Source organism: Nocardia sp. NPDC127526 (assembly GCF_042672265.1).
In the GTDB taxonomy this organism is placed as follows: Bacteria; Actinomycetota; Actinomycetes; order Mycobacteriales; family Mycobacteriaceae; genus Nocardia.
The window spans coordinates 1-23,954 of record NZ_JBHXVO010000025.1; the positions used below are offsets into that span (position 1 = coordinate 1).

20 protein-coding genes are annotated in these 23,954 nt (G+C 68.2%); 10 read left to right on the forward strand and 10 right to left on the reverse strand.

What is annotated here, in order from left to right; translation table 11 throughout:
• The first annotated feature begins 138 nt into the window (after positions 1-138).
• Genes ACFVIV_RS29885 through ACFVIV_RS29895 form a run of 3 tightly spaced genes read left to right on the forward strand, consistent with a single transcriptional unit; the run spans position 139 to position 1,880 of the window.
• Positions 139-864: a hypothetical protein gene (locus tag ACFVIV_RS29885; RefSeq protein ID WP_379202010.1), complete on the forward strand. Its 726-nt coding sequence runs from the start codon at positions 139-141 to the stop codon at positions 862-864.
• Between the two features lie 17 nt (positions 865-881).
• Positions 882-1,559 (forward strand): endonuclease NucS, encoded by a 678-nt coding sequence (nucS, locus tag ACFVIV_RS29890; RefSeq protein WP_379202012.1) that lies wholly within the window; start codon positions 882-884, stop codon positions 1,557-1,559.
• 12 nt (positions 1,560-1,571) lie between these two features.
• Positions 1,572-1,880 carry an ATP/GTP-binding protein gene (locus tag ACFVIV_RS29895; protein ID WP_379202014.1) on the forward strand — a complete coding sequence of 103 codons (309 nt, stop codon included), beginning with the start codon at positions 1,572-1,574 and terminating at the stop codon, positions 1,878-1,880.
• A gap of 122 nt (positions 1,881-2,002) precedes the next feature.
• Here ACFVIV_RS29895 and ACFVIV_RS29900 read toward each other — a convergent pair whose 3' ends face one another.
• Positions 2,003-2,980 carry a hypothetical protein gene (locus ACFVIV_RS29900; RefSeq protein ID WP_379202016.1) on the reverse strand — a complete coding sequence of 326 codons (978 nt, stop codon included), beginning with the start codon at positions 2,978-2,980 and terminating at the stop codon, positions 2,003-2,005.
• An 86-nt stretch (positions 2,981-3,066) separates the two neighbouring features.
• Positions 3,067-3,537: a methylmalonyl-CoA epimerase gene (gene mce, locus ACFVIV_RS29905; protein ID WP_379202018.1), complete on the reverse strand. Its 471-nt coding sequence runs from the start codon at positions 3,535-3,537 to the stop codon at positions 3,067-3,069.
• A 115-nt stretch (positions 3,538-3,652) separates the two neighbouring features.
• On the opposite strand from mce, the gene ACFVIV_RS29910 reads away from it, so the two are divergent.
• From ACFVIV_RS29910 to ACFVIV_RS29920, 3 genes are all read left to right on the forward strand, one after another.
• Positions 3,653-4,831: an acetyl-CoA C-acetyltransferase gene (locus tag ACFVIV_RS29910; RefSeq protein WP_379202019.1), complete on the forward strand. Its 1,179-nt coding sequence runs from the start codon at positions 3,653-3,655 to the stop codon at positions 4,829-4,831.
• A gap of 385 nt (positions 4,832-5,216) precedes the next feature.
• On the forward strand, positions 5,217-5,567 hold the full coding sequence (locus ACFVIV_RS29915) for a DUF3817 domain-containing protein (RefSeq protein ID WP_379202021.1): 351 nt from the start codon (positions 5,217-5,219) through the stop codon (positions 5,565-5,567).
• A 58-nt stretch (positions 5,568-5,625) separates the two neighbouring features.
• On the forward strand, positions 5,626-6,480 hold the full coding sequence (locus ACFVIV_RS29920) for a co-chaperone YbbN (RefSeq protein WP_379202208.1): 855 nt from the start codon (positions 5,626-5,628) through the stop codon (positions 6,478-6,480).
• A gap of 92 nt (positions 6,481-6,572) precedes the next feature.
• On the opposite strand, the gene ACFVIV_RS29925 is transcribed toward ACFVIV_RS29920, so the two are convergent.
• The 4 genes from ACFVIV_RS29925 to ACFVIV_RS29940 all read right to left on the reverse strand — a co-directional run bounded on the left by ACFVIV_RS29925 (position 6,573) and on the right by ACFVIV_RS29940 (position 11,874).
• Positions 6,573-6,794, reverse strand: a complete 222-nt coding sequence (locus ACFVIV_RS29925; RefSeq protein ID WP_379202023.1) for a hypothetical protein — start codon at positions 6,792-6,794, stop codon at positions 6,573-6,575.
• A 187-nt stretch (positions 6,795-6,981) separates the two neighbouring features.
• Positions 6,982-9,150, reverse strand: coding sequence for a 1,4-alpha-glucan branching protein GlgB (glgB, locus tag ACFVIV_RS29930; protein ID WP_379202025.1), 2,169 nt, complete (start codon positions 9,148-9,150; stop codon positions 6,982-6,984).
• Positions 9,147-11,150 carry a maltotransferase domain-containing protein gene (locus ACFVIV_RS29935; protein WP_379202027.1) on the reverse strand — a complete coding sequence of 668 codons (2,004 nt, stop codon included), beginning with the start codon at positions 11,148-11,150 and terminating at the stop codon, positions 9,147-9,149. The genes glgB and ACFVIV_RS29935 overlap by 4 nt, the downstream gene beginning before the upstream one ends.
• 73 nt (positions 11,151-11,223) lie before the next feature.
• Positions 11,224-11,874, reverse strand: coding sequence for a PaaI family thioesterase (locus ACFVIV_RS29940; protein ID WP_379202029.1), 651 nt, complete (start codon positions 11,872-11,874; stop codon positions 11,224-11,226).
• A gap of 119 nt (positions 11,875-11,993) precedes the next feature.
• On the opposite strand from ACFVIV_RS29940, the gene glgP reads away from it, so the two are divergent.
• Positions 11,994-14,579: an alpha-glucan family phosphorylase gene (glgP, locus tag ACFVIV_RS29945; protein ID WP_379202031.1), complete on the forward strand. Its 2,586-nt coding sequence runs from the start codon at positions 11,994-11,996 to the stop codon at positions 14,577-14,579.
• Positions 14,580-14,706: 127 nt separating this feature from the next.
• A complete protein-coding gene (locus ACFVIV_RS29950; protein ID WP_379202033.1) occupies positions 14,707-14,865 on the forward strand; it encodes a hypothetical protein in 159 nt (52 codons plus the stop codon).
• Between the two features lie 20 nt (positions 14,866-14,885).
• Here ACFVIV_RS29950 and ACFVIV_RS29955 read toward each other — a convergent pair whose 3' ends face one another.
• Positions 14,886-16,940 (reverse strand): AMP-binding protein, encoded by a 2,055-nt coding sequence (locus tag ACFVIV_RS29955; protein ID WP_379202034.1) that lies wholly within the window; start codon positions 16,938-16,940, stop codon positions 14,886-14,888.
• A 270-nt stretch (positions 16,941-17,210) separates the two neighbouring features.
• Here ACFVIV_RS29955 and ACFVIV_RS29960 point away from each other — a divergent pair, with 270 nt between their 5' ends.
• Together ACFVIV_RS29960 and ACFVIV_RS29965 are read left to right on the forward strand one after the other, a co-directional pair.
• Entirely contained in the window at positions 17,211-18,572 is a 1,362-nt protein-coding gene (locus ACFVIV_RS29960) for an NCS2 family permease (protein WP_379202036.1), read from the forward strand.
• A 160-nt stretch (positions 18,573-18,732) separates the two neighbouring features.
• The gene (locus ACFVIV_RS29965; protein WP_379202038.1) at positions 18,733-19,299 is read left to right on the forward strand and encodes a DoxX family protein; all 567 of its coding nucleotides are present in this window, start codon (positions 18,733-18,735) and stop codon (positions 19,297-19,299) included.
• Between the two features lie 140 nt (positions 19,300-19,439).
• Here the strand turns inward: ACFVIV_RS29965 and ACFVIV_RS29970 are convergent, their stop codons facing one another.
• The 3 genes from ACFVIV_RS29970 to ACFVIV_RS29980 form a co-directional block, all read right to left on the reverse strand.
• Positions 19,440-21,500 carry an ATP-dependent DNA helicase gene (locus tag ACFVIV_RS29970; RefSeq protein WP_379202040.1) on the reverse strand — a complete coding sequence of 687 codons (2,061 nt, stop codon included), beginning with the start codon at positions 21,498-21,500 and terminating at the stop codon, positions 19,440-19,442.
• A gap of 229 nt (positions 21,501-21,729) precedes the next feature.
• A complete protein-coding gene (locus ACFVIV_RS29975; protein WP_379202042.1) occupies positions 21,730-22,296 on the reverse strand; it encodes a nicotinamidase in 567 nt (188 codons plus the stop codon).
• A gap of 292 nt (positions 22,297-22,588) precedes the next feature.
• Positions 22,589-23,902, reverse strand: a complete 1,314-nt coding sequence (locus tag ACFVIV_RS29980; RefSeq protein WP_379202044.1) for a nicotinate phosphoribosyltransferase — start codon at positions 23,900-23,902, stop codon at positions 22,589-22,591.
• Positions 23,903-23,954: the final 52 nt, after the last annotated feature.

A 23,954-nucleotide genomic window follows, 5' to 3' on the forward strand; every position in this document is an offset into this window, starting at 1 on the left:
AAGCTAAGGCCACCTGCGCCGATGGTACTGCACTCGACAGGGTGTGGGAGAGTAGGACACCGCCGGAACATCATTCGCAAAGGCCCCCAGCAATCCGCTGGGGGCCTTTCGCGTATCTGCGTATTCATACGCTGTTGCGTGGCAGCCGATTCGGCGAAGCTCACTTCCATGAAGAAGTACTGGGGGTTGTTCTGGGCGTTCGCCGCGTTGATCATCGTGGTTGCCGCCCTTGCGATGTGGGCCGAGGTCGAGACCGAGACGGTGATAGGCGCGGGTCTCGGGTTCATCGCGTTCTTCTGGCTGGTCGTCGTCATCACGGTGCCGTGGAATGTGTACTTCGCCGCCCGGCAGGCCGGCCATCGCGCCGAAGCCGCACGGCGACGGCAGATTTCGGTCCATCCGGAGCACGCCACCGAGATCACGACGCTGAGCAAGCGAACCTTGATCATCGCCATCGCCGCACACGTGCTGTCGGCGATCGTCGCGGCGGTCGTGGCGGTGCTGTCGGGATACACGGTCGGGTACTACGTGGCCGGGTTCTTCCTCGGCAGCATGGTGTTGCGCCCTGCCGCAGCGTATTTCGCGTATCTGCGCGCCCGGATCGCGACCATTTCGCACGAGGTCGCCTATCCGCCCGAGGATGTGCGCGAACTCCGGCAACGGCTGGAAGACCTGGAGGAGGAGAACGAGAAGTCCAGGGAAGAGCTACGGAACCTGCGCGAGGTGGTCGCCCGGCACGACCGGCGCATCGTCGCCATGAAGGCCCATTTCGAGTCCACCGTCGACCGCGTCACCGATCGGCAGGAAATCATTGCCGGTCTACGCGCTTTCGCCCGCCTCCTGCGCGAAGCCCCCGAGTCCTGAACCTCTAGACTCGACCGGTGCGCCTCGTGATTGCTCGTTGCCAAGTGGACTACGTCGGCCGACTCACCGCTCATCTGCCGATGGCGCGTCGCCTTCTCATGATGAAGGCCGACGGCTCGGTGCTGGTGCATTCCGACGGCGGCTCCTACAAGCCGCTCAACTGGATGAGCCCGCCGTGCTGGCTGGAGGAGCGCGACTCCGAGACGGCGGCCGCCAAACTCTGGGTCGTCACCAACAAGGCCGGCGAGGAACTGCGGATCACCCTCGAGGAGATCGAGCACGATTCCTCGCACGACCTCGGCGTGGACCCGGGCCTGCAGAAGGACGGCGTGGAGGCGCACCTGCAGGAATTGCTGGCCGAGCACATCGAAACCCTCGGCGCGGGTTACACACTCATCCGCCGCGAGTACATGACCGCCATCGGCCCGGTGGACATCCTCTGCCGGGACGCCGACGGCGCGACGGTCGCGGTGGAGATCAAACGCCGCGGTGAGATCGACGGCGTCGAACAGCTGACCCGCTACCTGGAGCTGCTCAATCGCGATCCTCTGCTGGCCCCGGTCACCGGCGTGTTCGCCGCCCAGCAGATCAAGCCGCAGGCGAAGACACTCGCCACCGACCGCGGTATCCGCTGCCTGACTCTTGACTACAACGCCCTCCGTGGCACCGAGAGCGACGAATTCCGTCTCTTCTAGGCAACGGATTCCATGCCCCGCCGGAAGTCACCCTCCAAGCGATCCCAGGCCCGGTCACAGCGTGATCCGCGCCCATTGGGCGATGTTTTCGGCCGCACCGAATCAGGGCCCGGCACCGACGAGACCTACATAGTCCGCACCGTCCCCGGCACCCGCGCCACCAAGACCTACCGCTGCCCGGGCTGCGATCACGAAATCCCGCCCGGCGTAGCGCATATCGTCGCCTGGCCCGCCTACGGCGGCGAGGACGACCGCCGGCACTGGCACACCGGCTGCTGGAAGGGCCGCCACACCCGCGGCATTACCCGCCGCTGGTCCTGAGCCCTGCCGGACTGGCCCGAATTGTCCTGTGCCGTCGGCGATTCGGACCTGCACATAAGGAAGGCCGCTCCCGGGTTGGGAGCGGCCTTCGAGGTGGAGTGGGTTGTCGCCCGGTCGGTTTGCTAGCTGGAGATGTCGGCGTTCTCGCGCTCGTCCTCGACGATGTCCTCGTCCCGAGCGTCCGAGATAGCCTTCCGACCGCCGGTCTTGCCGCCGAGCGAGCGCTGTTCCGGAGCGCCGTCGAGCAGTTCGCTCTCGCGATTGACCGCCGCCAGCATGGCGGGGACGGAATCGAGCTGACCGCGGATGCCGAGCAGCTGGGCCAGGACGCGGCCGCGCAGCACGCGCATCTCCTCGGCCAGCTCCTTGGCGTGCGCGATCTTGCGATCGGCGGTCTGGGTGGCGGAGGTGATGAGGCGGTTGGCCTCGTCGGTGGCGTCCTTGATGCGCTGGGCGGCCTCGGCGCGACTGGTGGCCTCCAGCTCTTCCATGGCGCGGGTCAGCTTGGTGCGCCGCTCGGCCATGGTGACCTCGAAGTCCTGCTGCGCGGCCTTGCGCTTGGCCTCGGACTCCTTGGTGAGGCGGTCGGCCTCGGCATTGGCGGCGTCGATGATCTTGGCCGACTCGGAGCGGGCATTGGAGAGGGTCTGCTCGAATTCGATCTCGAGCGCTTCCCGCTTCTCCTTGGTCTCGGAGAGGAGCGACTCGTACTTGCCGCGCATCTCGGTGGCCTGCTGCTCCGCGATGGAGATCATCTCAGCGGCCTCGGCCTGGGCCTGCGCGCGCACCTCGGAGGCCTCGTCGGAGGCCAGGCGCAGCATGCGGGAGATGCGGTCGGACATGCCCTCGGCCGTGGTCGGCGGCACCGAGAGGCGGTCGACCTCCTTGCGGAGCTCATCGATCTCGTCGCGCGCGTCCTCGAGCTGGGCGGCCAAATTGCGGGCCTGCGCAGCGGCGGCATCGCGATCGGTCGCGGTGACCCTTAGCTCGGCATCAAAACGGTCGAAGTAGTTACGCACCTCATCACGGTCATACCCCTTCCGCACGACGGTAAAGGGCAGAGCAACGAAGCGATTACGATCGGGCTCAGTGGACGACATGCCCCACAAACTACAGCCTGGCGACCACTGATGGTGACCCGACCGCGAATGTTGTTACAGCCTCTTTAGGGTGTCCGATTCCGGTACTAGTGAGTAGATTTCGCGGCTGGCTCCACCAGTTCGACCAGCACACCGCCAGCATCCTTGGGATGGATGAAATTGATGCGGGAACCCGCGGTTCCGGGGCGCGGGGCGTCGTACAGCAAACGCAAGCCCCGTTCACGCAGAAACGTGGCGACGGCCTCGACATCGGTGACCCGATAGGCCAGCTGCTGCAGGCCAGGGCCGTTTCGATCAATGAACTTGGCGATCGTGGAGTCCGCGTTCAGCGGTGCGAGCAACTGCAGGGCAACTGAGCCTGCGGGAGCGGCCGCAAACGACAGCATGGCCTCGTGAACGCCCTGTGCTTCGTTGATCTCGCGATGTGTCTCCACCATCCCGAGATTGTCTCGGTACCAGGCGATGGCGGAATCGAGATCGGGAACGGCGATACCGACGTGATCGACGGCCGTGACGTATTCCGCGGGGATGAATTCGGTGTTCTCGGTGGTGCTCACCCTTCGAACGGTAGCGCGTACCCACATAGCAGGCCTTTCGGCGCTCCCGTTACCTTTGAGTAGGGCTCCGATGGTTGGCGGAGCCAGACATACACGACGTAAGCGAGGGCTCATCGTGACCACCACCGTCATCGTCTCCGGCGCGCGCACCCCGATGGGCCGGCTGCTCGGATCGCTGAAGGGTTTCAGCGGGTCGGACCTGGGCGGCATCGCCATCAAGGCGGCCCTGGAGAAGGGCGGCGTGCGGCCGGACCAGGTCGACTACGTGATCATGGGCCAGGTGCTCACCGCGGGCGCGGGACAGATGCCGGCCCGGCAGGCCGCCGTGGCCGCGGGCATTGCCATGGATGTTCCGGCGCTCACCGTCAACAAGGTGTGTTTGTCCGGTATCAATGCAATTGCCCTGGCGGATCAGCTGATTCGCGCCGGTGAGTACGAGATCGTCGTCGCCGGCGGCCAGGAATCCATGACCAATGCTCCGCATCTGCTGGAGAAGTCCCGCGAGGGCTTCAAGTACGGCGATGTGAAAATGCTCGACCACATGGCCCACGACGGGCTGCACGACGTGTTCACCGATCAGGCCATGGGCCTGCTCACCGAGCAGAAGAACGACGTCGAGCCGGTCTCCCGCGAGGACCAGGACGCCTTCGCCGCCGCCTCCCACCAGAAGGCCGCGGCCGCCTGGAAGAACGGCGTCTTCGACGACGAGGTCGTGCCGGTCGCCATCCCGCAGCGCAAGGGCGACCCGGTCATGTTCGCCACCGACGAGGGCATCCGCGGCGACACCACCGCCGAATCCCTGAGCAAGCTGCGCCCGTCCTTCCGCAAGGACGGCACCATCACCGCCGGCTCGGCCTCCCAGATCTCCGACGGCGCGGCCGCGGTGGTCGTCATGTCCAAGGCCAAGGCCGAAGAACTGGGCCTGTCCTGGATCGCCGAGATCGGCGCCGCGGGCGTCGTCGCCGGCCCGGACTCCACCCTGCAGGACCAGCCCGCCAACGCCATCGCGAAGGCCTGTGCGCGCGAGGGTATTTCGCCCGCCGATCTCGACCTCGTCGAAATCAACGAGGCCTTCGCGGCCGTCGGCGTCGCCTCCACCCGCAAGCTCGGCATCGACCCGGCCAAGGTCAACGTCAACGGCGGCGCTATCGCCGTGGGCCACCCGCTCGGCATGTCCGGCGCCCGCATCGTCCTGCACCTGGCGTTGGAGTTGAAGCGCCGCGGCGGCGGCATCGGTGCGGCCGCCCTCTGCGGTGGCGGCGGCCAGGGTGACGCCCTCATCGTCCGCGTCTAGGACGCGAAAAGAAGGATCGAGAGGGTAAACCCCCTCGAACCCCCGGCGAGAAGAAACCCCTCCCCGCATCCGGGAAGGGGGCCTCCAGGGAGAGGCAGCCCCGCCCCGCACGGAGGGGCTGCCTGCGTCCCGCACGGAGGGGCTGCCTGCGTCCCGCACGGAGGGGCTGCCTGCGTCCCGCACGGAGGGGCTGCCTGCGTCCCGCACGGAGGGGCTGCCCGCGTCCCGCACGGAGGGGCTGGGGCGCGGGATCTGCTCTGCCGCGGTTCCTTCCTCGCTTTGGGGGTCCGCGGGGGTTTACCCCCGCGATTCCCCTTCTTCCCGCCGAAGGCGGTGTGACGACCTCCACTACGACCGGTCGTAGTGCATACGGCACAATGGGCCCGTGGAAATCTTCGATCTGAGCACGGTCGCGAAGCGGGTTCGATTCTTCGGCATTCTCGAGGCCATCACCTGGGTGTTCCTGCTGACCGGTTCGGTGCTGAAGCGCCTGCCGGAGCCGATTACCTGGCCGGTGATGGTGTTCGGGATGGCGCACGGGATCGTGTTCATTATTTTCGCGATCAGCTGCCTGCTGGCTTCGCGGGAGTTCGAGTGGCCGGCCAAGACCACGCTGCTGGCGCTGGCGTCGACCATCATCCCGTTCGCCAGCTACTTCTTCGAGCGGTGGGCTATCAATACCGGCCAGCTCGGTGAACTGAGCCGTACCCCGGGGGCTTCCGCCGCCCGTTCGTGACAGACTGGATGTCGTGACTCGACCTGCACGACGACCCTCTGCCGCCGTCGCCGCCGCCATGTCCGGCGCGGTGGACCTGTCCGCCCTCAAGCAGCAGCCGGCCGCCGGAGACGCGGCCGGCGGCCATGCCGTCACCGAGGCCGATTTCGAGACCAAGGTGCTGCGCCGCTCCACCCAGGTGCCGGTGGTCGTGGCGCTGTACTCCCAGCGCAGCCCGGGCAGCGTCGAATTGGTGCAGCTGCTCGAGCGCCTGGTCGGTGAATCCGGCGGCGATTGGGATCTGGCCGTCATCGAGGCCGAGCAGAACATGCGCATTGCGCAGGCCTTCGGCGTGCAGGGCATTCCGACCGTGATCGCGGTGGCCGCGGGCCAGCCGCTCGCCGATTTCCAGGGCAATCAGCCCGAAGCCCAGGTCACCCAGTGGCTGGCCGCCGTGGTGGATGCCGTGCGCGGCAAGCTGCCCGGCGTGGGCGAGGGCGGCGGCGAGGAGCCGCAGGCGCCGGAGGACCCGCGCTTCGTGGCGGCCGAAGAGGCTTTGGAGCGTGGCGATTTCGCGACCGCCGAGGCCGCCTACAAGGCCATCCTGAATGCCGAACCGGCCAATGCGGATGCCAAGGCCGCGCTGCGGCAGGTCCAATTCATCGCTCGCGTACAGGATCTCGATCCGGCGGCCGTCGGTAAGGCCGATGCCGATCCGTCCGATATCGACGCCGCGCTCGCCGCCGCCGATCTGGAAATGTTCAACCAGCAGCCCGAAGCCGCCTTCGATCGCCTGATCGCCCAGGTCAAGCGCACCGCCGGTGACGACCGCACCCGCGTCCGCACCCACCTGCTGGAACTGTTCGAACTCTTCGACCCGGCCGAGCCGATCGTGGTCGCGGCCCGCCGCAAACTGGCCACCGCCCTGTACTGACGCTCGAAACACGCTTGAACGCAGCGCAACCGCGCCGCTCGTGCGGCGCGGTTGCTTTCTATCCGGCTGTACCCGCGGCGTAGCCCTTCGGGCTACTGGGTGGGCGCGGGGGTGGTCTTGGAGCTGCCCGAGGACAGCGCCTTGATCACGTCGGTGAGGGCCTGTGACGATCCGGTGCCGTTCGGGCTCGGCTCACCCGGCGCGACGACCGGCGCCAGCGTGCTGTGGTCGTCGGCGGACGCCACACCGGCGCCGAAGCCCAGGACGCCGGCGGCGGCCAGACCGATAATCGCGAACTTGCCCAGCTTCTTCATAAAGATCTGATTCCTATCAGTGGGGATTTCAATCGGGGGGTTGCGGCACCGCGGACTCAAATCCACTACACGGCAATCCGTTCCGGAAAGACGGAAATCTTCGGGGCAATAAACCTATGGGGCCGTTGGCTTTTCGTGAAATGTCGGTAACGAACTCGGCGCACTTCCGATACGAATCCGTGTGAGGTCATTCCCGGGCCGGCGGGCCTTCCCGGAGCCAGACGGCGCTGTGGGGGGCCAGGGTGAGGGTGGTGGAGGCGGGGCGGCCGTGCCAGGGTTCGGGCTCGGTGATGACCTGGCCGAGATTGCCGAGGCCGGTGCCGCCGTAGGCGAGGGCGTCGGTGTTGAGGATTTCGGTCCAGGTGGTGCGGGCGGCGGTGGGCAGGCCGATGCGGTAGGCGTCGAGCTGGCTGCCGGAGAAGTTGTAGACGCAGGCGAGGACGGTGCCGTCGGTGCCGTAGCGGAGGAAGGACAGGACATTGTTGTCGCGGTCGTCGGCGTCGATCCAGGAGTAGCCGCCGGGGGAGGTGTCCTGGCTCCAGAGGGCCGGGTTGGCGGTGTAGGCGGCGTTGAGGTCGCGGACGAGGGTGTGGATGCCGCGGTGCAGGGGGTTGTCGAGTTCGTGCCAGTCCAGGCCGCGGTCGTGGTCCCATTCCCGGAATTGGCCGAATTCCTGGCCCATGAACAGCAATTGCTTGCCGGGATGGGCCCACATGTAGGCGAGCAGGGCGCGCACGCCGGCGGCCTTGGTGTAGTCGTCGCCGGGCATGCGGGTCCACAGCGTGCCCTTGCCGTGCACCACTTCGTCGTGGCTGATGGGCAGGACGTAGTTCTCGCTCCAGGCGTAGGTGAGGGAGAAGGTCATCTCGTTGTGATGCCAGGCGCGGTGCACCGGATCGTGGCCGAGATAGCCCAGAGTGTCGTGCATCCAGCCCATATTCCACTTCATGGTGAAGCCGAGGCCGCCGACCTCGGTGGGGCGGGTGACGCCGGGCCAGGTGGTGGACTCCTCGGCGACGGTGACCACGCCGGGGTGGAGTTTGTGCACGGTCGCGTTCATCTCCTGCAGGAACGCGACGGCCTCCAGATTCTCGCGGCCGCCATGGATATTCGGCTCCCAGTCGGGGCGCGAGTAGTCCAGGTAGAGCATGGCGGCGACGGCGTCCACGCGCAGGCCGTCGATATGGAATTCCTCGATCCAATACAGGGCATTGGCGACCAGGAAGTTGCGGACCTCGTAGCGGCCGAAGTCGAAAACGTAGGTGCCCCAGTCGAGTTGCTCGCCGCGGCGGGGGTCGGCGTGCTCGTAGAGGGCGGTGCCGTCGAAGCGGGCCAGGGCCCATTCGTCGCGCGGGAAATGCGCGGGCACCCAGTCGAGGATGACGCCGATGCCCGCGCGGTGCAGATGGTCGACGAAGGCGCGGAAGTCGTCGGGGGAGCCGAAACGGGACGTGGGGGCGTAGTAGGAGGTGACCTGATAACCCCAGGATCCGCCGAAGGGATGCTCGGCGACCGGCAGCAGTTCGACGTGGGTGAAGCCCTGGGCGGCAACGTATTCGGCGAGCTGTTCGGCGAGTTCGAGATAGCCGAGGCCCGGCCGCCACGAGCCGAGGTGCACCTCGTAGACGCTCATGGGCGCGCGTGTCGGATCCAGTCGGTCGCGCGCGCTCACCCACGTCGCGTCCTGCCATTCGTGCCGGCTCTCGGTGACGACGGATGCTGTGGCGGGCGGTTTTTCGGTCGCGAAGGCCATCGGGTCGGCGTGGTCGACGGTGCGGCCGTCGGCCCCGTGGATCTGGTACTTGTACTTGTCCCCGGGTCCGATGCCGGGCAGGAACAGCTCCCACACTCCGGAGTCGCCGAGCCGGCGCATGGGCGCGGTATTGCCGCTCCAGCCGTCGAAATCGCCGATGACGGCCACGCCGCGCGCATTCGGCGCCCACACCGCGAACGAGGTGCCCGCGACTTCACCGTCGAGCGTGGTGTAGCGGCGCGGATGCGCGCCCAGGACCTCCCACAGCCGCTCGTGCCGTCCTTCGGCGAGCAGGTGCAGATCCATCTCGCCGAGGGTGGGCAGGAACCGGTAGCCGTCGGCGTCGATCACGGTGCGCCCGTGCGGATACGAGGTGACGATCCGGTAGTCCCACACCTCCGGGAACGGCACCACGCCTTCGAAAACCCCGTGCTCGACATGCTCCAGGGGATGGTCGTCCCCGCCGATGCGCGCCAGCACGGTTTCCGCGTGCGGCCGCAGCACCCGGATGACGGTCCCGCGCGGATGCGGATGCGCCCCGAGCACCGTGTGCGGATCGGAATGGGTGCCCGCCGCCAGCAGCAGCAGGTCGCGCCGGTTCATCGGAACGAACGCCGGTAGGCGAGTTCGGTGCGGGCGGGAGCGGCGACCGATGGCAGGGCGAGAATGTGCGCCACCGCCCGCGCCGGATCCAACCGCACGTAATTGCTTTGGCCCCAGTGGTATTCCTCGCCACTGATCTCGTCGTACACCACCGGCCGATCGTGCCATTCCCGCCCGATGGAAGGCAGATCCAGTGACACCATGCCCTGTTCGGCGCCGAACGGATTGAGGTTCACCACGACCAGCACCGCGTCACCGGTGGTGGGATCGACCTTGGAATAGGCCAGCAGCGAATCGTTGTCGGTGTGATGGAAGTGGATGCACCGCAACTGCTGCAGCGCCGGATGCGCGCGCCGGATCTCATTGAGCCGGGTCAGCCAGGGCTCCAAGGATTCTCCGCGCGCCGCCGCCTCCGCGAAGTGCCGCGGCCGCAGCTGGTACTTCTCGGAATCGAGGTATTCCTCGCTGCCCGGCTGCACCGCTTGATGCTCGTACAGTTCGAAACCCGAGTACACGCCCCAGGTCGGTCCCAGGGTGGCCGCCAGCACCGCCCGGATGGCGAACATGCCCGGTCCGCCGTGCTGCAGTGTCTCGTGCAGGATGTCGGGCGTGTTCACGAACAGGTTGGGCCGCGCCTCATCGGCCTTGGCCGCCAATTCCCTGCCGAATTCCTCGAATTCGTGCTTGTACACTCGCCAGGTGAAATAGGTGTAGGACTGGCTGAACCCGCGCCGCGCCAGCCCGTACAGCCGCGCCGGCCGGGTGAACGCCTCGGACAGGAAGATGATCTCCGGGTGCTCGCGGTGCACCTGTCCGATCAGCCACTCCCAGAAGTCCGCCGGTTTGGTGTGCGGGTTGTCGACCCGGAAGATGGTGACGCCCAATGCGATCCAATGCCGCACCACCCGCAGTACCTCGGCATACAGCCCGTCGGGCTCATTGTCGAAGTTGAGCGGATAGATGTCCTGATACTTCTTGGGCGGATTCTCCGCGAAGGCAATGGTCCCGTCCGGCAGCGTGGTGAACCACTCCGGATGCGCCGCCACCCACGGATGATCCGGTGCGCACTGCAAGGCCAGGTCGAGGGCGACCTCCATGCCCAATCCTCGTGCGGCCTCGACGAATTCGGCGAAGTCCGCCTCGGTGCCGAGCGCCGGATGAATGGCGTCGTGGCCGCCCTCGTCGGATCCGATGGCCCACGGCGAGCCGACGTCCCCGGGTGCGGCGGTCAGAGAGTTGTTGGGCCCCTTGCGATTCACCTTGCCGATCGGATGCACCGGCGGCAGGTACACCACATCGAATCCCATGCCGGCGATTCGTGGCAGCTCCTTGATGGAGGTCGCGAAGGTGCCGTGCACCGGGTTGCCCTCGGCATCCCACCCGCCGGTGGACCGCGGAAAGAATTCGTACCAGGCCCCGAACAGCGCCCGCTGCCGTTCCACCAGCACGGTGTGCTGCGGCCCGGCGGTCACCAGCTCGCGCAGCGGATTCGCGCGCAGGATCTCGGCGACCTCACTGCTGAACGCGGGTGCGACCCGGGCCGGCAGCTGGGCGTCGGCCCGCAGCGCGTCGGCGGCCGCCCGCAGGGTCTCCCACTGCTTCTTCGGCACCGCATTGGCGGCCTTCTCCAGCAGCCGGGCCCCGAGCTCCAGATCATTGGCCAGATCGACCGCGCTCTGCCCGACCGCGAGCTTCGCCTCCACCGCGGCCCGCCAGGTCGCGAGGGGGTCGCTCCACCCCTCGATGCGGTAGGTCCAGAGCCCGGGCTTGGCGGGGGTGAAGGTGGCATTGAAGACGTCGGGTTCGTAGTCCGGCGTCATCCGGATCCGCTGCGTCCGCGACGAACCGGGCGCTCGCACGGCCAGGGTGGCCGCGACCGCGTCGTGCCCCTCGCGCCAGACCACGGCCCGCACCGGGAAGACCTCGCCGACCACGGCTTTCGCGGGCCGACCGCCAGGAATCGCGGGGGCAGTGTCATCGATGGCGATGCGGCCGGTCACGATTCGAACTTACCGGTTGCGGCGCGCTGCCATGGGCAAGAGGGCGCGCTGCCATGGGCAAGAGGGCGGTGAGCTACTGCTGGCCCGGCTTCAGCATGAGGAACAGCCCGTGCGCTTCGGCGCAGAGGCGATCGCCGTCGTGCAGGGTGGCGCGGACGAACACCTTGCGGCCTTCCACGCGCTCCACCCAGCCGTGCACCCGGAGTTCGGTGTTCAGCGGCGTGATGGCGCGGTAGTCCACGTGCAGGAATGCCGTGCGGGTGACGGCGCGGGTGTGCACGGCCGCGGTCATGCCGAGCAGGTCGTCGAAGCCGAGCGCGATGTGGCCGCCGTGGGCCGCGCTGTTGCCGCCGAGATGGAAGGTGCGGAAGGTGATGCGCGCGTGCACGCCGTCGCGGCTCGCGGAGTCGACCAGGAACGGGGGCAGCGTGATATTGCCCCGCGAGGGCAGGTCGGTGCGGTGCCAGGTGGGCGCGGACCACTCGTCGACCACGGCCTCGTCGAGCTTGTCGTTGAGCTCCTTCAGCGTGGCGATGGCCTCCAGCGCCAGCTCGTCGTCGGGGCTGACGAGGCGGACCTTGTCCATGAGCGTGCGCATCTGCTCGATGAGTTCGCCGTAGTGGGGTCCGCCCTTGGTGGTGTCGCGCGCCAACTGCTCGATCGGCCGGAAACCGCCCTCGTGATGCTCTTGGGTCGGTAACGCCTCGACCTGCTGCTCGCTCATAAGAACACGTTATAGGTTGCCCGTCGGAAGCTCGCACCGGGGCGCGCACGAGCCCAAAGGTTCGAGACTTTCAGGGACTCGGACCCGCCCGGAGCGAAGCGCAGGGCAAAATAGGCACAGTGAAGGCATTGCGTCGTTTCACCGTCCGCGCCCATCTGCCCGAGCGGTTGTCCGCGCTGACCGAATTGGCGACCAATCTGCGCTGGTCTTGGCATGCGCCGACGCAGGATGTTTTCGCCGAGCTGGATCCGCAGCTGTGGGTCGAGGTGGGGCGGGATCCGGTGCGGATGCTGGGGGAGGTGCCCGCGGAGCGGCTGGACGAGCTGGCCCGGGACGAGGCGTACACGCGGCGGGTGGATGCCGCGGCCGCGGATCTGCGGGACTATCTGACCCGGCCGCGCTGGTTCGGCAAACAGGATCAGGGGCCCAAGGGGATCGCGTACTTCTCCATGGAGTTCGGCGTGACCGAGGTGCTGCCGAACTATTCGGGCGGGCTCGGCATTCTCGCGGGCGATCATCTGAAGGCCGCCTCCGATCTGGGACTGCCGCTCATCGGCGTCGGGCTGTTGTACCGGTCCGGGTACTTCCGGCAGTCGCTGACCGCCGACGGCTGGCAGCGTGAGCATTACCCCGCGCTCGATCCGCAAGGTCTGCCGCTGCGGTTGCTCACTGGCGGGGCGGGCGAGGACACAGCCGGTGCGCCCGTGCTGATTCACGTGGCCATGCCCGAGGGGCGGGTGCTGCGGGCGCGGGTGTGGATCGCGCAGGTGGGCCGGATTCCCTTGCTGCTCTTGGACTCCGATATCGCCGAGAACGATCCGGAGCTGCGGGCGGTCACCGACCGGCTCTACGGCGGGGATCAGGATCACCGGATCAAACAGGAGATCCTGGCCGGTATCGGCGGCGTGCGGGCCGTGCGTGCCTACACCCGCGCGAACGGGCTGCCGGATCCGGACGTGTTCCATATGAACGAGGGCCACGCCGGTTTCCTGGGCATCGAGCGCATTCGCGAATTCATGAACACCGGAATGGATTTCGACGCGGCGCTGACGGCGGTGCGGGCCGGGACGGTGTTCACCACGCACACCCCGGTCCCCGCCGGCATCGATCGGTTCGCGGGCGCGCTGGTGCGCCGCTACTTCGGCGGCGCGCACGGCGAGCGGGAATCCCTGCTGCTACCGGGTGTTTCGGTGGACCGCATCCTGGCGCTGGGCCGGGAGGCCGATCCGTCGGTGTTCAACATGGCGCATCTGGGCCTGCGACTCGCGCAGCGCGCCAACGGCGTTTCGCAATTGCACGGCGAGGTCAGCCGGGGCATGTTCGCCCCGCTGTGGCCGGGCTTCGACGCCTCCGAGGTGCCGATCGGCGCGGTGACCAATGGCGTGCACGCGCCCACCTGGGCCGCACGCGAATGGATCGACAAGGCCCGCGAACTCATCGGCGACGAGCTGGTGGAGGAGGCGCGCGGCTGGGAACGGCTCTGCGATGTGGATCTGCGCGAACTGTGGTCGACCCGGAATGCCCTGCGCGGCATCCTCGTCGACGAGGTGCGCCGCCGGGTGCACGCCTCCTGGCTGGAGCGCGGCGCCGCGCCGGCCGAACTCGGCTGGATCGACGAGGTTTTCGACCCGCGGGTGCTGACCGTCGGCTTCGCCCGCCGCGTGCCCACCTACAAGCGGCTCACCCTCATGCTGCGCGATCCGGAGCGGCTGCGCGCGCTGCTGCTGGATCCGGAGCATCCGGTGCAGCTGGTGGTTGCCGGCAAATCCCATCCGGCCGACGACGGCGGCAAGGCGCTCATCCAGCAGGTGGTGCGCTTCGCCGACGATCCGGCGGTGCGGCATCGCATCGTCTTCCTGCCCGACTACGACATGTCCATGGCCCGGTACCTGTACTGGGGTTGCGATGTGTGGCTCAACAATCCGCTGCGTCCCCTGGAGGCCTGCGGCACCTCGGGCATGAAGTCCGCGCTCAATGGCGGGCTCAATCTCTCCATTCGCGACGGCTGGTGGGACGAGATGTACGACGGCGAGAACGGCTGGGCCATCCCCACCGCCGACGGCGTCCGCGACGACCACCGGCGCGACGATCTCGAGGCCGCCGCCCTCTACGAACTCCTGGAACGCTCGGTGCTGCCGCGCTTCTACGACCGCGACCACGACGATCTGCCGGTGCGCTGGATGGAGATGGTCCGCCACACCTTGCAGACGCTCGGCCCGAAGGTGCTGGCCTCCCGCATGGTTCGCGATTACGCCGTGGACTACTACGCCCCGGCGGCAGCGGCCTATGCGGCGGTCGCCCAGGACGATTTCAAGGGCGCGCGCACCCTGTCGGAGTACCGCCGCCGCATCGAATCGGCTTGGCCCGCGGTGAAAGTCGTGCAGGTCGACAGCTCCGGTCTGCCCGACACCCCGGTCATCGGCGCGAATCTGGCCCTGCACGCCCGCATCAATCTCGGCGGTCTCACCCCGTCGGATGTCAGCGTGCAGGCGGTGCTGGGGCGGGTCTCACCCGCCGACGATCTCTCCGATGTGCACACCTTCCCCATGACGCATGCCGGAACGGACTCCGGGACCGACCTTTTCACCGTGGAGACCCCGGTCCCGCTCTCGGGCGCGGTCGGCTACACCATCCGCATCCTGCCGCATCATCCGCTGCTGGCCTCCGATGCCGAACTGGGTTTGATCGCCACTCCCAGTCCCTGACCGAAGCTCGGCGACACGCCCGCATGACACTCCGACCAAAGGTTTAGCCCCTGGTCGGAAGGCTCGTACGATGCCTGCCGTGCCAATCCAGAATGCGGGCCCGGTTTGCCCGGAATGCGGAGCGGAAATGGTCAGTCGCGGACTGGTTCTCACCGAGGTGGGCGCGACCGGCCGGGCCAGCGCGACCGTCTGGGGCTGCGGCGACCACCACACCTGGTGGCAGCTGTCCGGGCGGCCCGACCTGCCGCTGGAGAGCTGCCCGTTCCCGCGACAGTTCGGCGGCTGAGGCAGTCCGGCGGCTGACGCTCAGCCCGGCTGCGCCAGCAGGCGTTTGAGGATCTTCCCGGTGGCATTGCGGGGCAGCGCCTCCAGGAATGTCACATCGCGCGGCACCGAGAAGCGGCTGACCCGGTGCCGGATGTAGTTGCGCACCATGTCCGAGTCCAGGCCGGAGCCGGGGCGCTTCACCACGAAAGCCGCCAGGCGCTGGCCGAATTCGTGATCGGGCACGCCGATCACGGCCACCTCGCTGACCTGCGGGAGATGCGACAGGGCCTCCTCCACCGCCCGCGGGAAGACGTTCTCACCGCCGGAGATGATCATCTCGTCGTCCCGGCCGGCCACGAACAGCTTGCCGGTCGCGTCCAGATAGCCGATATCGCCGGTATCGAGCATGCCGTCGGCCTCGTCCGGCGGGGTCGCATCGGTATAGCCGTCGAAGAGCATGTGATTGCCGACGAAGATCCGGCCCACCGTGCCCACCGGCACCGGCCGCCGATCCGCGCCCAGCACACCGATTTTCGTGCCCAGCGGCGGCCGGCCCGCGGTGGTGGGCGAGGTCCGCAGATCCGCCGGATCGGCAATGCTGGCCCAGGACACCTCGGTGGATCCGTACACGTTGTAGAGCCGGTCGCCGAAGACCTCCAGGAAGCGCTGCACGGTCGCCCCGGCCAGCGGCGCGCCGCAGCTGGCCACGATCTTCAGGCTGGACAGGTCGTAGCGGACCCGGATGCGCTCGGGCAGATCGAGAATGCGATTCACCATGACGGGCACCACGATCAGCGCCGTCACCCGATGCTCGGCAATGCGGCGCAGGCAGTCCTCGGCGTCGAAGCGGTCCGAGAGCACCACGGTGGCCCGGATGGCCGTCGAGATCTGCAGCGCCGCCAGCCCCCAGGTGTGGAACAGCGGGGACGGGATGAGCATGGTCTCGTTGACGCCGAACGGAATTCGCGACAGCAGCGCCGCCACCGTCCCGAAGCCCTTGGGATGCGGCCGGCGCGCGCCCTTGGGCGTCCCGCTGGTCCCGGAGGTGAGCACGACCAGCCGTCCCGGCCGCGGCGGTTTGCGCGGCGCGGCTTGGCGCATGGCAATGAGGTCCTCGATGGTGGTGCGGCCCGGCACCGGCGGCACGTCGTCGGTGGTGAAGCGCGGCAGGTCCGGCGGCAGATACCGCACCAGGCTCTCGAATTCGGCATCCACGAAGACCGCCGCGAGCGCGTGCCGGTGCACGATCTCCTCGATCTGGCGGGCGGGCAGCCCGGTATTGAGCAGGATGGAGTCGGCCCCGGTCTTGCCCGCCGCGACCATGCACTCCACCATCCCGGTGTGGTTCCGGCACAGCAGCCCGAGCCCGGTTCCGGCCCCGAAGCCGAGCGTGGCGAGCGCCCCGGCGAGGGCGTCGGTGCGCGCGTGCAGCTGGTCGAAGCTGCTGGCGTACCGGTCGTCGATGACGGCATTGCGCTGCGGGGAGTGCGCGGCGGCGGCCGCGTAGCCGCCGGCCAGGCTGAACCCCCATTTGGCCAGGCTGCCCAGCTGTTTCAGTCCGACATCGGGGCGGTAGGTGCGCACCACGCCGGAGGCGAACATCCGCTTGGCGACACCGGCCTGCAGTTTCAGCCGCGAGTCCTCGCCATTGACGATGATCGAGGTGGGCGTGCCCAGGATCTGGTCGGCGGCGCGCTGCAATCCGGCCTGGGTCCAGGCGGTGACCGCCGCGTTCGGCAGGTGCGCGAGCATCGGATGCACCCGCCCGGCCTTGAAATAGGTGACCATGACCCGGGTCCGCTCGCCGTCGCCGCGCAGCCGCACGGTCGCGAAGCTGCCCGTCGCCGGGCAGTGCAGCTCGAAGCTGTCGTGCGCGCGGGCCATGCGCAGCTGAATCTGCAAGGTTCGGATTTCGGACTTCGCCGTGCCGATACGCAGATTCAGCACCGGATGGTCCACGGCGGCATCGAGTTGTTCGCATGCGCCGATTCCGGGAAATAGCCGGGGATAGGTCTGTGGCTCGACGAGCACATCCCAGAAAGCTTTGCGGGCGATCGCGAACTCTGCGACCACGTCGATGACATCGGTAACCACGGGCGTGCAATTCTCGTCGGCCGGACCGAACTCTCGTTACGGCGGATTACGCATTTGTAACGTCCCAGACAGTGTCGGTCAAGGTTTTGTTATTACCGGTGAGTAGTTCGGTTAATTGCCAATGGATAGCGCTGGTAAGCCTATAAATCCAAGAGTCAGGCAGGTGCGATTGCTCACGATTCGCCGGGCCGAGTGAAGATCCGGTGAACGAGACAGGATACGGTGCCCACGGCACCTTTCTATCCTCCCGCCGACTGGAGACACCCACTCATGAGCAGCGACGTCCGCACGCGCACCAAGGGGCGCGTCGACGCGTACTTCGGCATCAGCGAACACGGCTCGACCGTGAAACGCGAGCTCATGGCCGGAACCATCACGTTCCTGGCCATGTCCTACGTCCTCGCCGTCAACCCCGCCATCCTGGGCGACCAGGGTCCCCTGGGCGACAAGGGCATGCCCATGCAGGCGGTGTTCACCGCGACCGCCGTGGCGGCCGTCGTCGGCACGCTCGTCATGGGCATCTGGGCCAAGTACCCGGTGGCGCTGGCCCCGGGCATGGGCCTGAACGCCTTCTTTGCCTTCACCGTCGTCATGACCATGGGCATCCCCTGGGAAGAGGCGCTGTCGGGCACCCTGCTCTCGGGCATCATCTTCTTCATTCTCGCCATCACCAAGATTCGCGAGAAGATCATCGACGCCATTCCGCTGCAGATGAAGCTGGCCGTCGGCGCCGGCATCGGCATGTTCGTGGCGTTCCTCGGCCTCAAGAGCGCGGGCATCGTGACCGCCAGCGAGGCCACCTTCGTGCACCTGGGCGACTTCCACAAGGGCGCCACGCTGCTGGCGCTGTTCGGCCTGGTCGTGACCGTCGTCTTCCTGGTGAAGGGCTGGCACGGCGCGGTGCTCTACGGCATTCTCGCCACCACCGTGCTCGGCATCGTCTGCGGCCTGGTGGAGCTGCCCAAGTCGGTGGCCGCGCTGCCGCACGGGCTGGATCAGACCTTCGGGCAGGCCATCATCCACCTGCCGGACGCCTTCACCGGGCAGATGGCCATCGTGGTGCTCACCATGCTGTTCGTCGACTTCTTCGACGCCTCCGGCACCTTGATCGGCGTCGCCCACCAGGCCGGGCTGCTGACCAAGGAGGGCAAGCTGGAGCGCGCCGGGCAGGCCCTCGCGGCCGACTCGGTCGGCACCGCGGCGGGCGCCATCATCGGCACCTCCACCACCACCGCGTACGTCGAGTCCACGGCCGGTGTCTCGGCGGGCGGCCGGACCGGTCTGACCGCGGTGGCCACGGCCTTCTGGTTCGGCCTGGCCGCGTTCTTCTTCCCGCTGGTCGCGGTGGTCGCGGGCGTGCCCGCGGTGACCGCCCCGGCGCTCATTGTGGTCGGCGTGCTGATGGCGCGGGCGCTCGGTGATATCGACTGGGGCCGTTTGGAATACGCGGTGCCGGCCTTCATTACCGTGATCATGATGCCGCTGACCTACTCGATCGCGAACGGCATCGCCATGGGCCTGCTGTTCTATCCGGTGGTCATGGTGGCCAAGGGCCGCTGGCGCGAGGTGCATCCGGTGATGTGGGTGCTGGCCGCGGTCTTCCTGTCGTACTTCTGGTTCCTCGCGGAGTAGCTTCCATTCGGAAGTGAGCCAGGCCACAGCATTTCCCGGGAGCTGGGGGGAATCCTCCGGCTTCCGGTGTGGTTGGGTGGAGTCGGCGATGCAATCGGACTACGGTCCGGATAACCGCGTCGCCGAGCCGCAGAACTGACCGATGAGGAATGAGTACGCCATGACCACACCCACTTCCGCAAAGGCCGACGCCACCGCGACTACCGCCACCGCGCGAAACACCGTTGACGCCACCGCCTCCGATATCGGCCTGCTGGTCCTGCGCGTCGGTTTCGGCGGCCTGCTGGCCGTGCACGGCGCCCAGAAGCTGTTCGGCTGGTTCGGCGGCTACGGTCTGAGCGCCACTCAGGCCGGCTTCGAGCAGATGGGCTACAACCCGGGCAAGCTGTTCGGCACCCTCGCGGGCCTGACCGAGCTGGGCGGCGGGCTGCTCCTGCTGCTGGGCCTGGTCACGCCGCTGGCCGCGGCCATCGCCCTGGGCACCATGCTCAATGCCGTCAATGCCACCTGGTCGAACGGGCTGTCGGGTTCGGCCGAGGGGCCGGGCTACGAAATGGCGCTGCTGTTCGCGATCGCGACCGCCGCGCTGGCCTTCACCGGTCCGGGCCGGTTCTCTCTCGACTCGGGTCGCCCGTGGGCCCGCAATGGCGTCGTCTGGGGCGGCGCGGCGGTCGTCATCGCCGTCCTGGCCGCCGTCGGCACGCTCATCCTGAAGTGGGCGCTCTGAAGAAGTTTCGGGTCCCCGCGCCGCGTGCAGGGCTTGGCGCGGGGACTATGACACATCCGATGTGGGAATTGGGGGGTCATCGGAGCATCGCAAGCCAATTTACTTCCGATCGGAAGTGAGAACCACCCGTGTGAGGACTTTCACACGGGTGTTTTGTTTTGCGAAAGACTCTGCGTCAGGCGCTCCAAAGCCTTTGCCACGACTTGGGGATCGGACGTTTCCCAATAGGGCGGCAATGAGGCCCGCAGATATCCGCCGTAGCGCGCCGTGGCGAGGCGCGAATCGAGAATGGCGATTACGCCGCGATCATCGGTACTGCGCAACAACCGGCCGGTGCCCTGCGCCAGCAGCAGCGCCGCGTGATTCGCGGCCACCGACAGAAATCCATTGCCGCCCCGCGATTCCACCGCGCGCTGCCGGGCCACTAGCAGCGGATCATCCGGGCGCGGGAACGGAATGCGGTCCAGGATCACCAGACTCAGCGACGGGCCCGGGACATCCACGCCCTGCCACAGCGAAAGTGTGCCGAACAGCGAGGTTTCCGGGTCGTCGGCGAATTTGCGCACCAGCGCGCCGGTGGCGTCCTCGCCCTGGCACAGGATCGGGGTGCCGATGCGCTCGCGCAGCATCTCGGTGGCCGCCTTGGCCGCTCGCATGGAGGAGAACAGGCCGAGGGTGCGGCCGCCGGCGGCGGTGATCAGGCGCTCGATCTCGTCCAGATAGGCCGGCGGCAGGCCGTCGCGGCCGGGGGCGGGCAGATGCTTTGCCACATACAGGATTCCGGACTTGGCGTGATCGAACGGGGAGCCCACGTCGACCGAATTCCACCGGACCGGCTTGTCGTCCGACGGCGCTTCCGCGCCGCTGGCCAGGGCCGGATCCACCTTGCTGCCCGACTGTGGCGGCAGGCCCCAGGTGACGGCCAGATTGTCGAAGGAGCCGCCGATCTGCAGGGTGGCGGAGGTCAAAACGACTGTGGCGGTGCCGAACAGGCGGCTGCGCAGCAAGCCGCCCACCGACAGCGGAGCCATGTGCAGGGTGCGTCGCGCCACCCCGCGCACCTCGTCGGAGGCCAGCCAGATGACATCGCGATGCGCGGCCGGATCGGACTCCTCGAAGGTGGTGAGCACGCGCACCGCGGCGTCGTGCACCTCCTCCACCGCTGCGAGGGCCTGATTGCGCGCGGCCGCGCCCTCGGGATCGCTCGGCTGCGGAGAGCCTTGCGGCGCAAGGGCGGTGCGCGCATTCCAGGCGGCATCGCGAATGAGCGCCAGCACCGGCGCGGCCCCTTCGGGCATGCGGTCCCAGCGACCCGGCTGCAAATCGTCCAGTAACGCGTGCCAGGCCTCGGCCGCGCCTTCGAGGCGGTCGACCTCCTGCTCGTCGATGAGCTTGGTGCAGCGCTTGGCGGCCGCACTGATGGCGGCGGTGGACAACTCCGCGGTGGCCACGCCGGTCACCCGGTCCACGAGTTCGTGCGCCTCGTCGACGACCACCACATCGTGTTCGGGCAGCACCTGGATCCCGCTGATGGCGTCGATGGCCAGCAGCGCGTGATTGGTCACCACCACATCCGCCTGCCCGGATTCGGCGCGCGCCTTCTCCGCGAAGCAGTCCTGCCCGAACGGGCAGCGCGACTTCCCCAGGCATTCCCGCGAACTCACGCTCACCTGGCGCCAGGCGCGATCGGTGACGCCGGGCACGACCTCGTCGCGATCCCCGGTCTCGGTCTCGGACACCCACTCGTTGAGCCGCTGCACCTCCCGGCCCAGCCGGGAGATGGCGAACGCGTCGAACAGCTCCGCCTCGGCGGGCTCGTCCGGAATCGCGCTATTGATCTTGTTCAGGCACAGATAGTTGTTGCGCCCCTTGAGAATCGCGAACTGCGGCACCCGGCCCAGCGGCTCGGCCAGCGCCTCGGCGAGCCGGGGTAGATCGCGGTCGACGAGCTGTCGCTGCAGGGCGATGGTCGCCGTCGACACCACGACCGTCCGCCCGGTGCGCACCGCGTGCCGCAGGCTCGGCACCAGGTAGGCCAGCGACTTGCCGGTGCCCGTGCCCGCCTGGACGGCCAGGTGCTCCCCGGTGTCGATGGCGTGCGCCACCGCCGCGGCCATGGTCTGCTGCCCCTTGCGCTCCTTACCCCCGAGCGCCTGCACCGCAGTGGCCAACAGTTTCGGTACAGCTGGGAGTTCAGGCACGGGCGCAACACTACCGAGGATCGCCGACAACCCGCCGCAAACCCTGCGCGCGCGGCAGCGTACTGGCGTCTGCCGACGGTTGGCCGCGGGCACCGAGCGCTTGGTCGAAGGTTCTCCTGGTCATTCCGGCGCGCTTTTGGCCGGAACCCATCACGTCGTCGTAGATCCCGGCCAAGAGCATGCCGGGATGACGATGAGGCTTCTGTCGACTCGCTCAGCCTCAGGCGGCTCAGCGCTCCAGCGTGCCCGCGAGGTCGACGCCCGCGGCCCGCAGCTTGTCCAGGGCGGTTTGCACGGTGGCGGGGGAGACGGCGGCGGTGAGGCCGAGCAGGACGCGGGTGTCGAAGCCCTCGGAGCGGGCGTCCAGGGCGGTGGCGCGGACACAGTGATCGGTGGCGATGCCGCAGACGTCGACCGCCTCGATGCTGTGGGCGCGCAGCCAGTCGCCGAGCAGGATGCCCTTGGGATTCGCGCCCTCGAAGCCCGAATAGGCGGCCGTGTAGGCGCCTTTGGAGAAGACCTCTTGGATGCGGTCGGTGTCGAGATTGGGGTGGAACTCGGCGCCGGGGGTGTCCACTCGGCAGTGCGGGGGCCAGCTGTCGACGTAGTCGGGGTGGTCGGAGAAGTGGGCGCCCGGGTCGATGTGGAAATCGCGGGTGGCCACCACGGCGGCGTAGTCGGAGACGCCGAGATAGTCGGTGATGCGCTCGGCCACCGCGGCGCCGCCTTCGACGGCCAGGGATCCGCCTTCGCAGAAATCGTTCTGCACGTCGACGACGATCAGGGCTCGGCTCATGAGGAGACCTCCAGCTGCCTGGCGAATATGAACTGTGGCGATGGTGCCCGCGTATTGCATTGTGCCGCCCGGTCGCCGACCGGTCCATGCGGCGCGGGGCGGAGGGATCCCATGTTTCGGAAATTGTGGCCGGTATTCGGCGCCTTCACGCTGATCGTCTCGTTGGCCACCATCTCGATGGACACCGACGGGGGTGGTTTCTTCGGCTCCGGCTGGCCCGGGGTGGTGTTGTTCTTCGCCCTGCCCGGCGCGGTGCTCGGGGCCTTCGTGGTGCTGCTGTGGAACCGGCGGACTACGTCAGGAAAGTCGTCGGAATCGCCGGCTCGCCGTCCGAAAGCTTCAGACCCTCCCACGGAATACTGACCAGTCCGCGCCGCACCAGCTCCCGGCTCTCCGCCAGGTTCGGCTGCCCGGCCACCACCTCGCCCGCGCGCACCAGCGGGGTCTGCAGCTCGCGGATCTCGTAGCCATTGGGTTCGGGGCGGGCGCCGGCGGCCGGGTAGACGATCTCCTCGACAATGGTCCCGGTGCGCCGCGCCAGCCGGATCGCCTTCTTGGTGCCGCCGCGAGATTCCTTGTGCGAGCTGCGTTTCGCGACCGGAATGCCGTCCACCTCGACCAGTTTGTAGACCATGCCCGCGGTGGGCGCGCCGGAACCGGTGACCAGGGAGGTGCCGACGCCGTAGACGTCCACCGGCTCGGCGCGCAGGGCGGCGATGGCGTACTCGTCCAGATCGCCCGAGACGACGATCTTGGTACGGGTGGCGCCGAGCGAGTCCAGCTGCTCGCGGACCTGGCGGGCCAGCACGCCGAGATCACCGGAATCGATACGCACGCCGCCCAATTCGGTTCCGGCGACCTCGATGGCGGTGGCCACGCCGCGGGTGATGTCGAAGGTGTCGACCAGCAGCGTGGTGCCCACGCCGAGCGCCGCCACCTGACTGCGGAAAGCCTCGGCCTCGTGCTGGCCGTCGGCCCCGCTGTGCAGCAGCGTGAAGGCGTGCGCGCTGGTGCCCGCGCTCGGCACGCCGAAACTGCGGGCGGCCTCCAGATTGGAGGTGGCGTCGAAGCCGGCCAAGTAGGCGGCGCGGGCGCTGGCCGGGGCGGCGAGCTCGTGGGTGCGGCGCGAGCCCATCTCGATCATGTGCCGGCCGCCGGAGGCGCTCACCATGCGGGCGGCGGCCGAGGCGATGGCGCTGTCGTGGTTGTAGATCGACAGGATGAGCGTCTCCAGCACGACGCATTCGGCGAAGCTGCCCCGCACGGTGACGATGGGCGAGCCCGGAAAGTAGAGCTCGCCCTCGCGGTAGCCGTCGATATCGCCGGAGAACCGGTAATCGCGCAGCCACTCCAGGGTGCGGGCGTCCAGGAACTTCGCGGCGATCGCGAGTTCCGCCTCGCCGAACCGGAATTCGGTGAGTGCGGCCAGCAGCCGCCCGGTGCCGGCGACCACGCCGTAGCGCCGGCCGTGCGGCAATCGCCGGGCGAATACCTCGAAGGTGCAGCGCCGGTGCGCGGACTCGTCGGCGAGTGCCGCGGCGAGCATGGTCAGCTCGTACTGGTCGGTCAGCAGGGCCGTGCTGGTAACCCCGTCAGCGATCTTCACGAATCCCACAATAGGCACAGCCGCCCGGGAGACCGCGTCCTCGTCGCGCAGC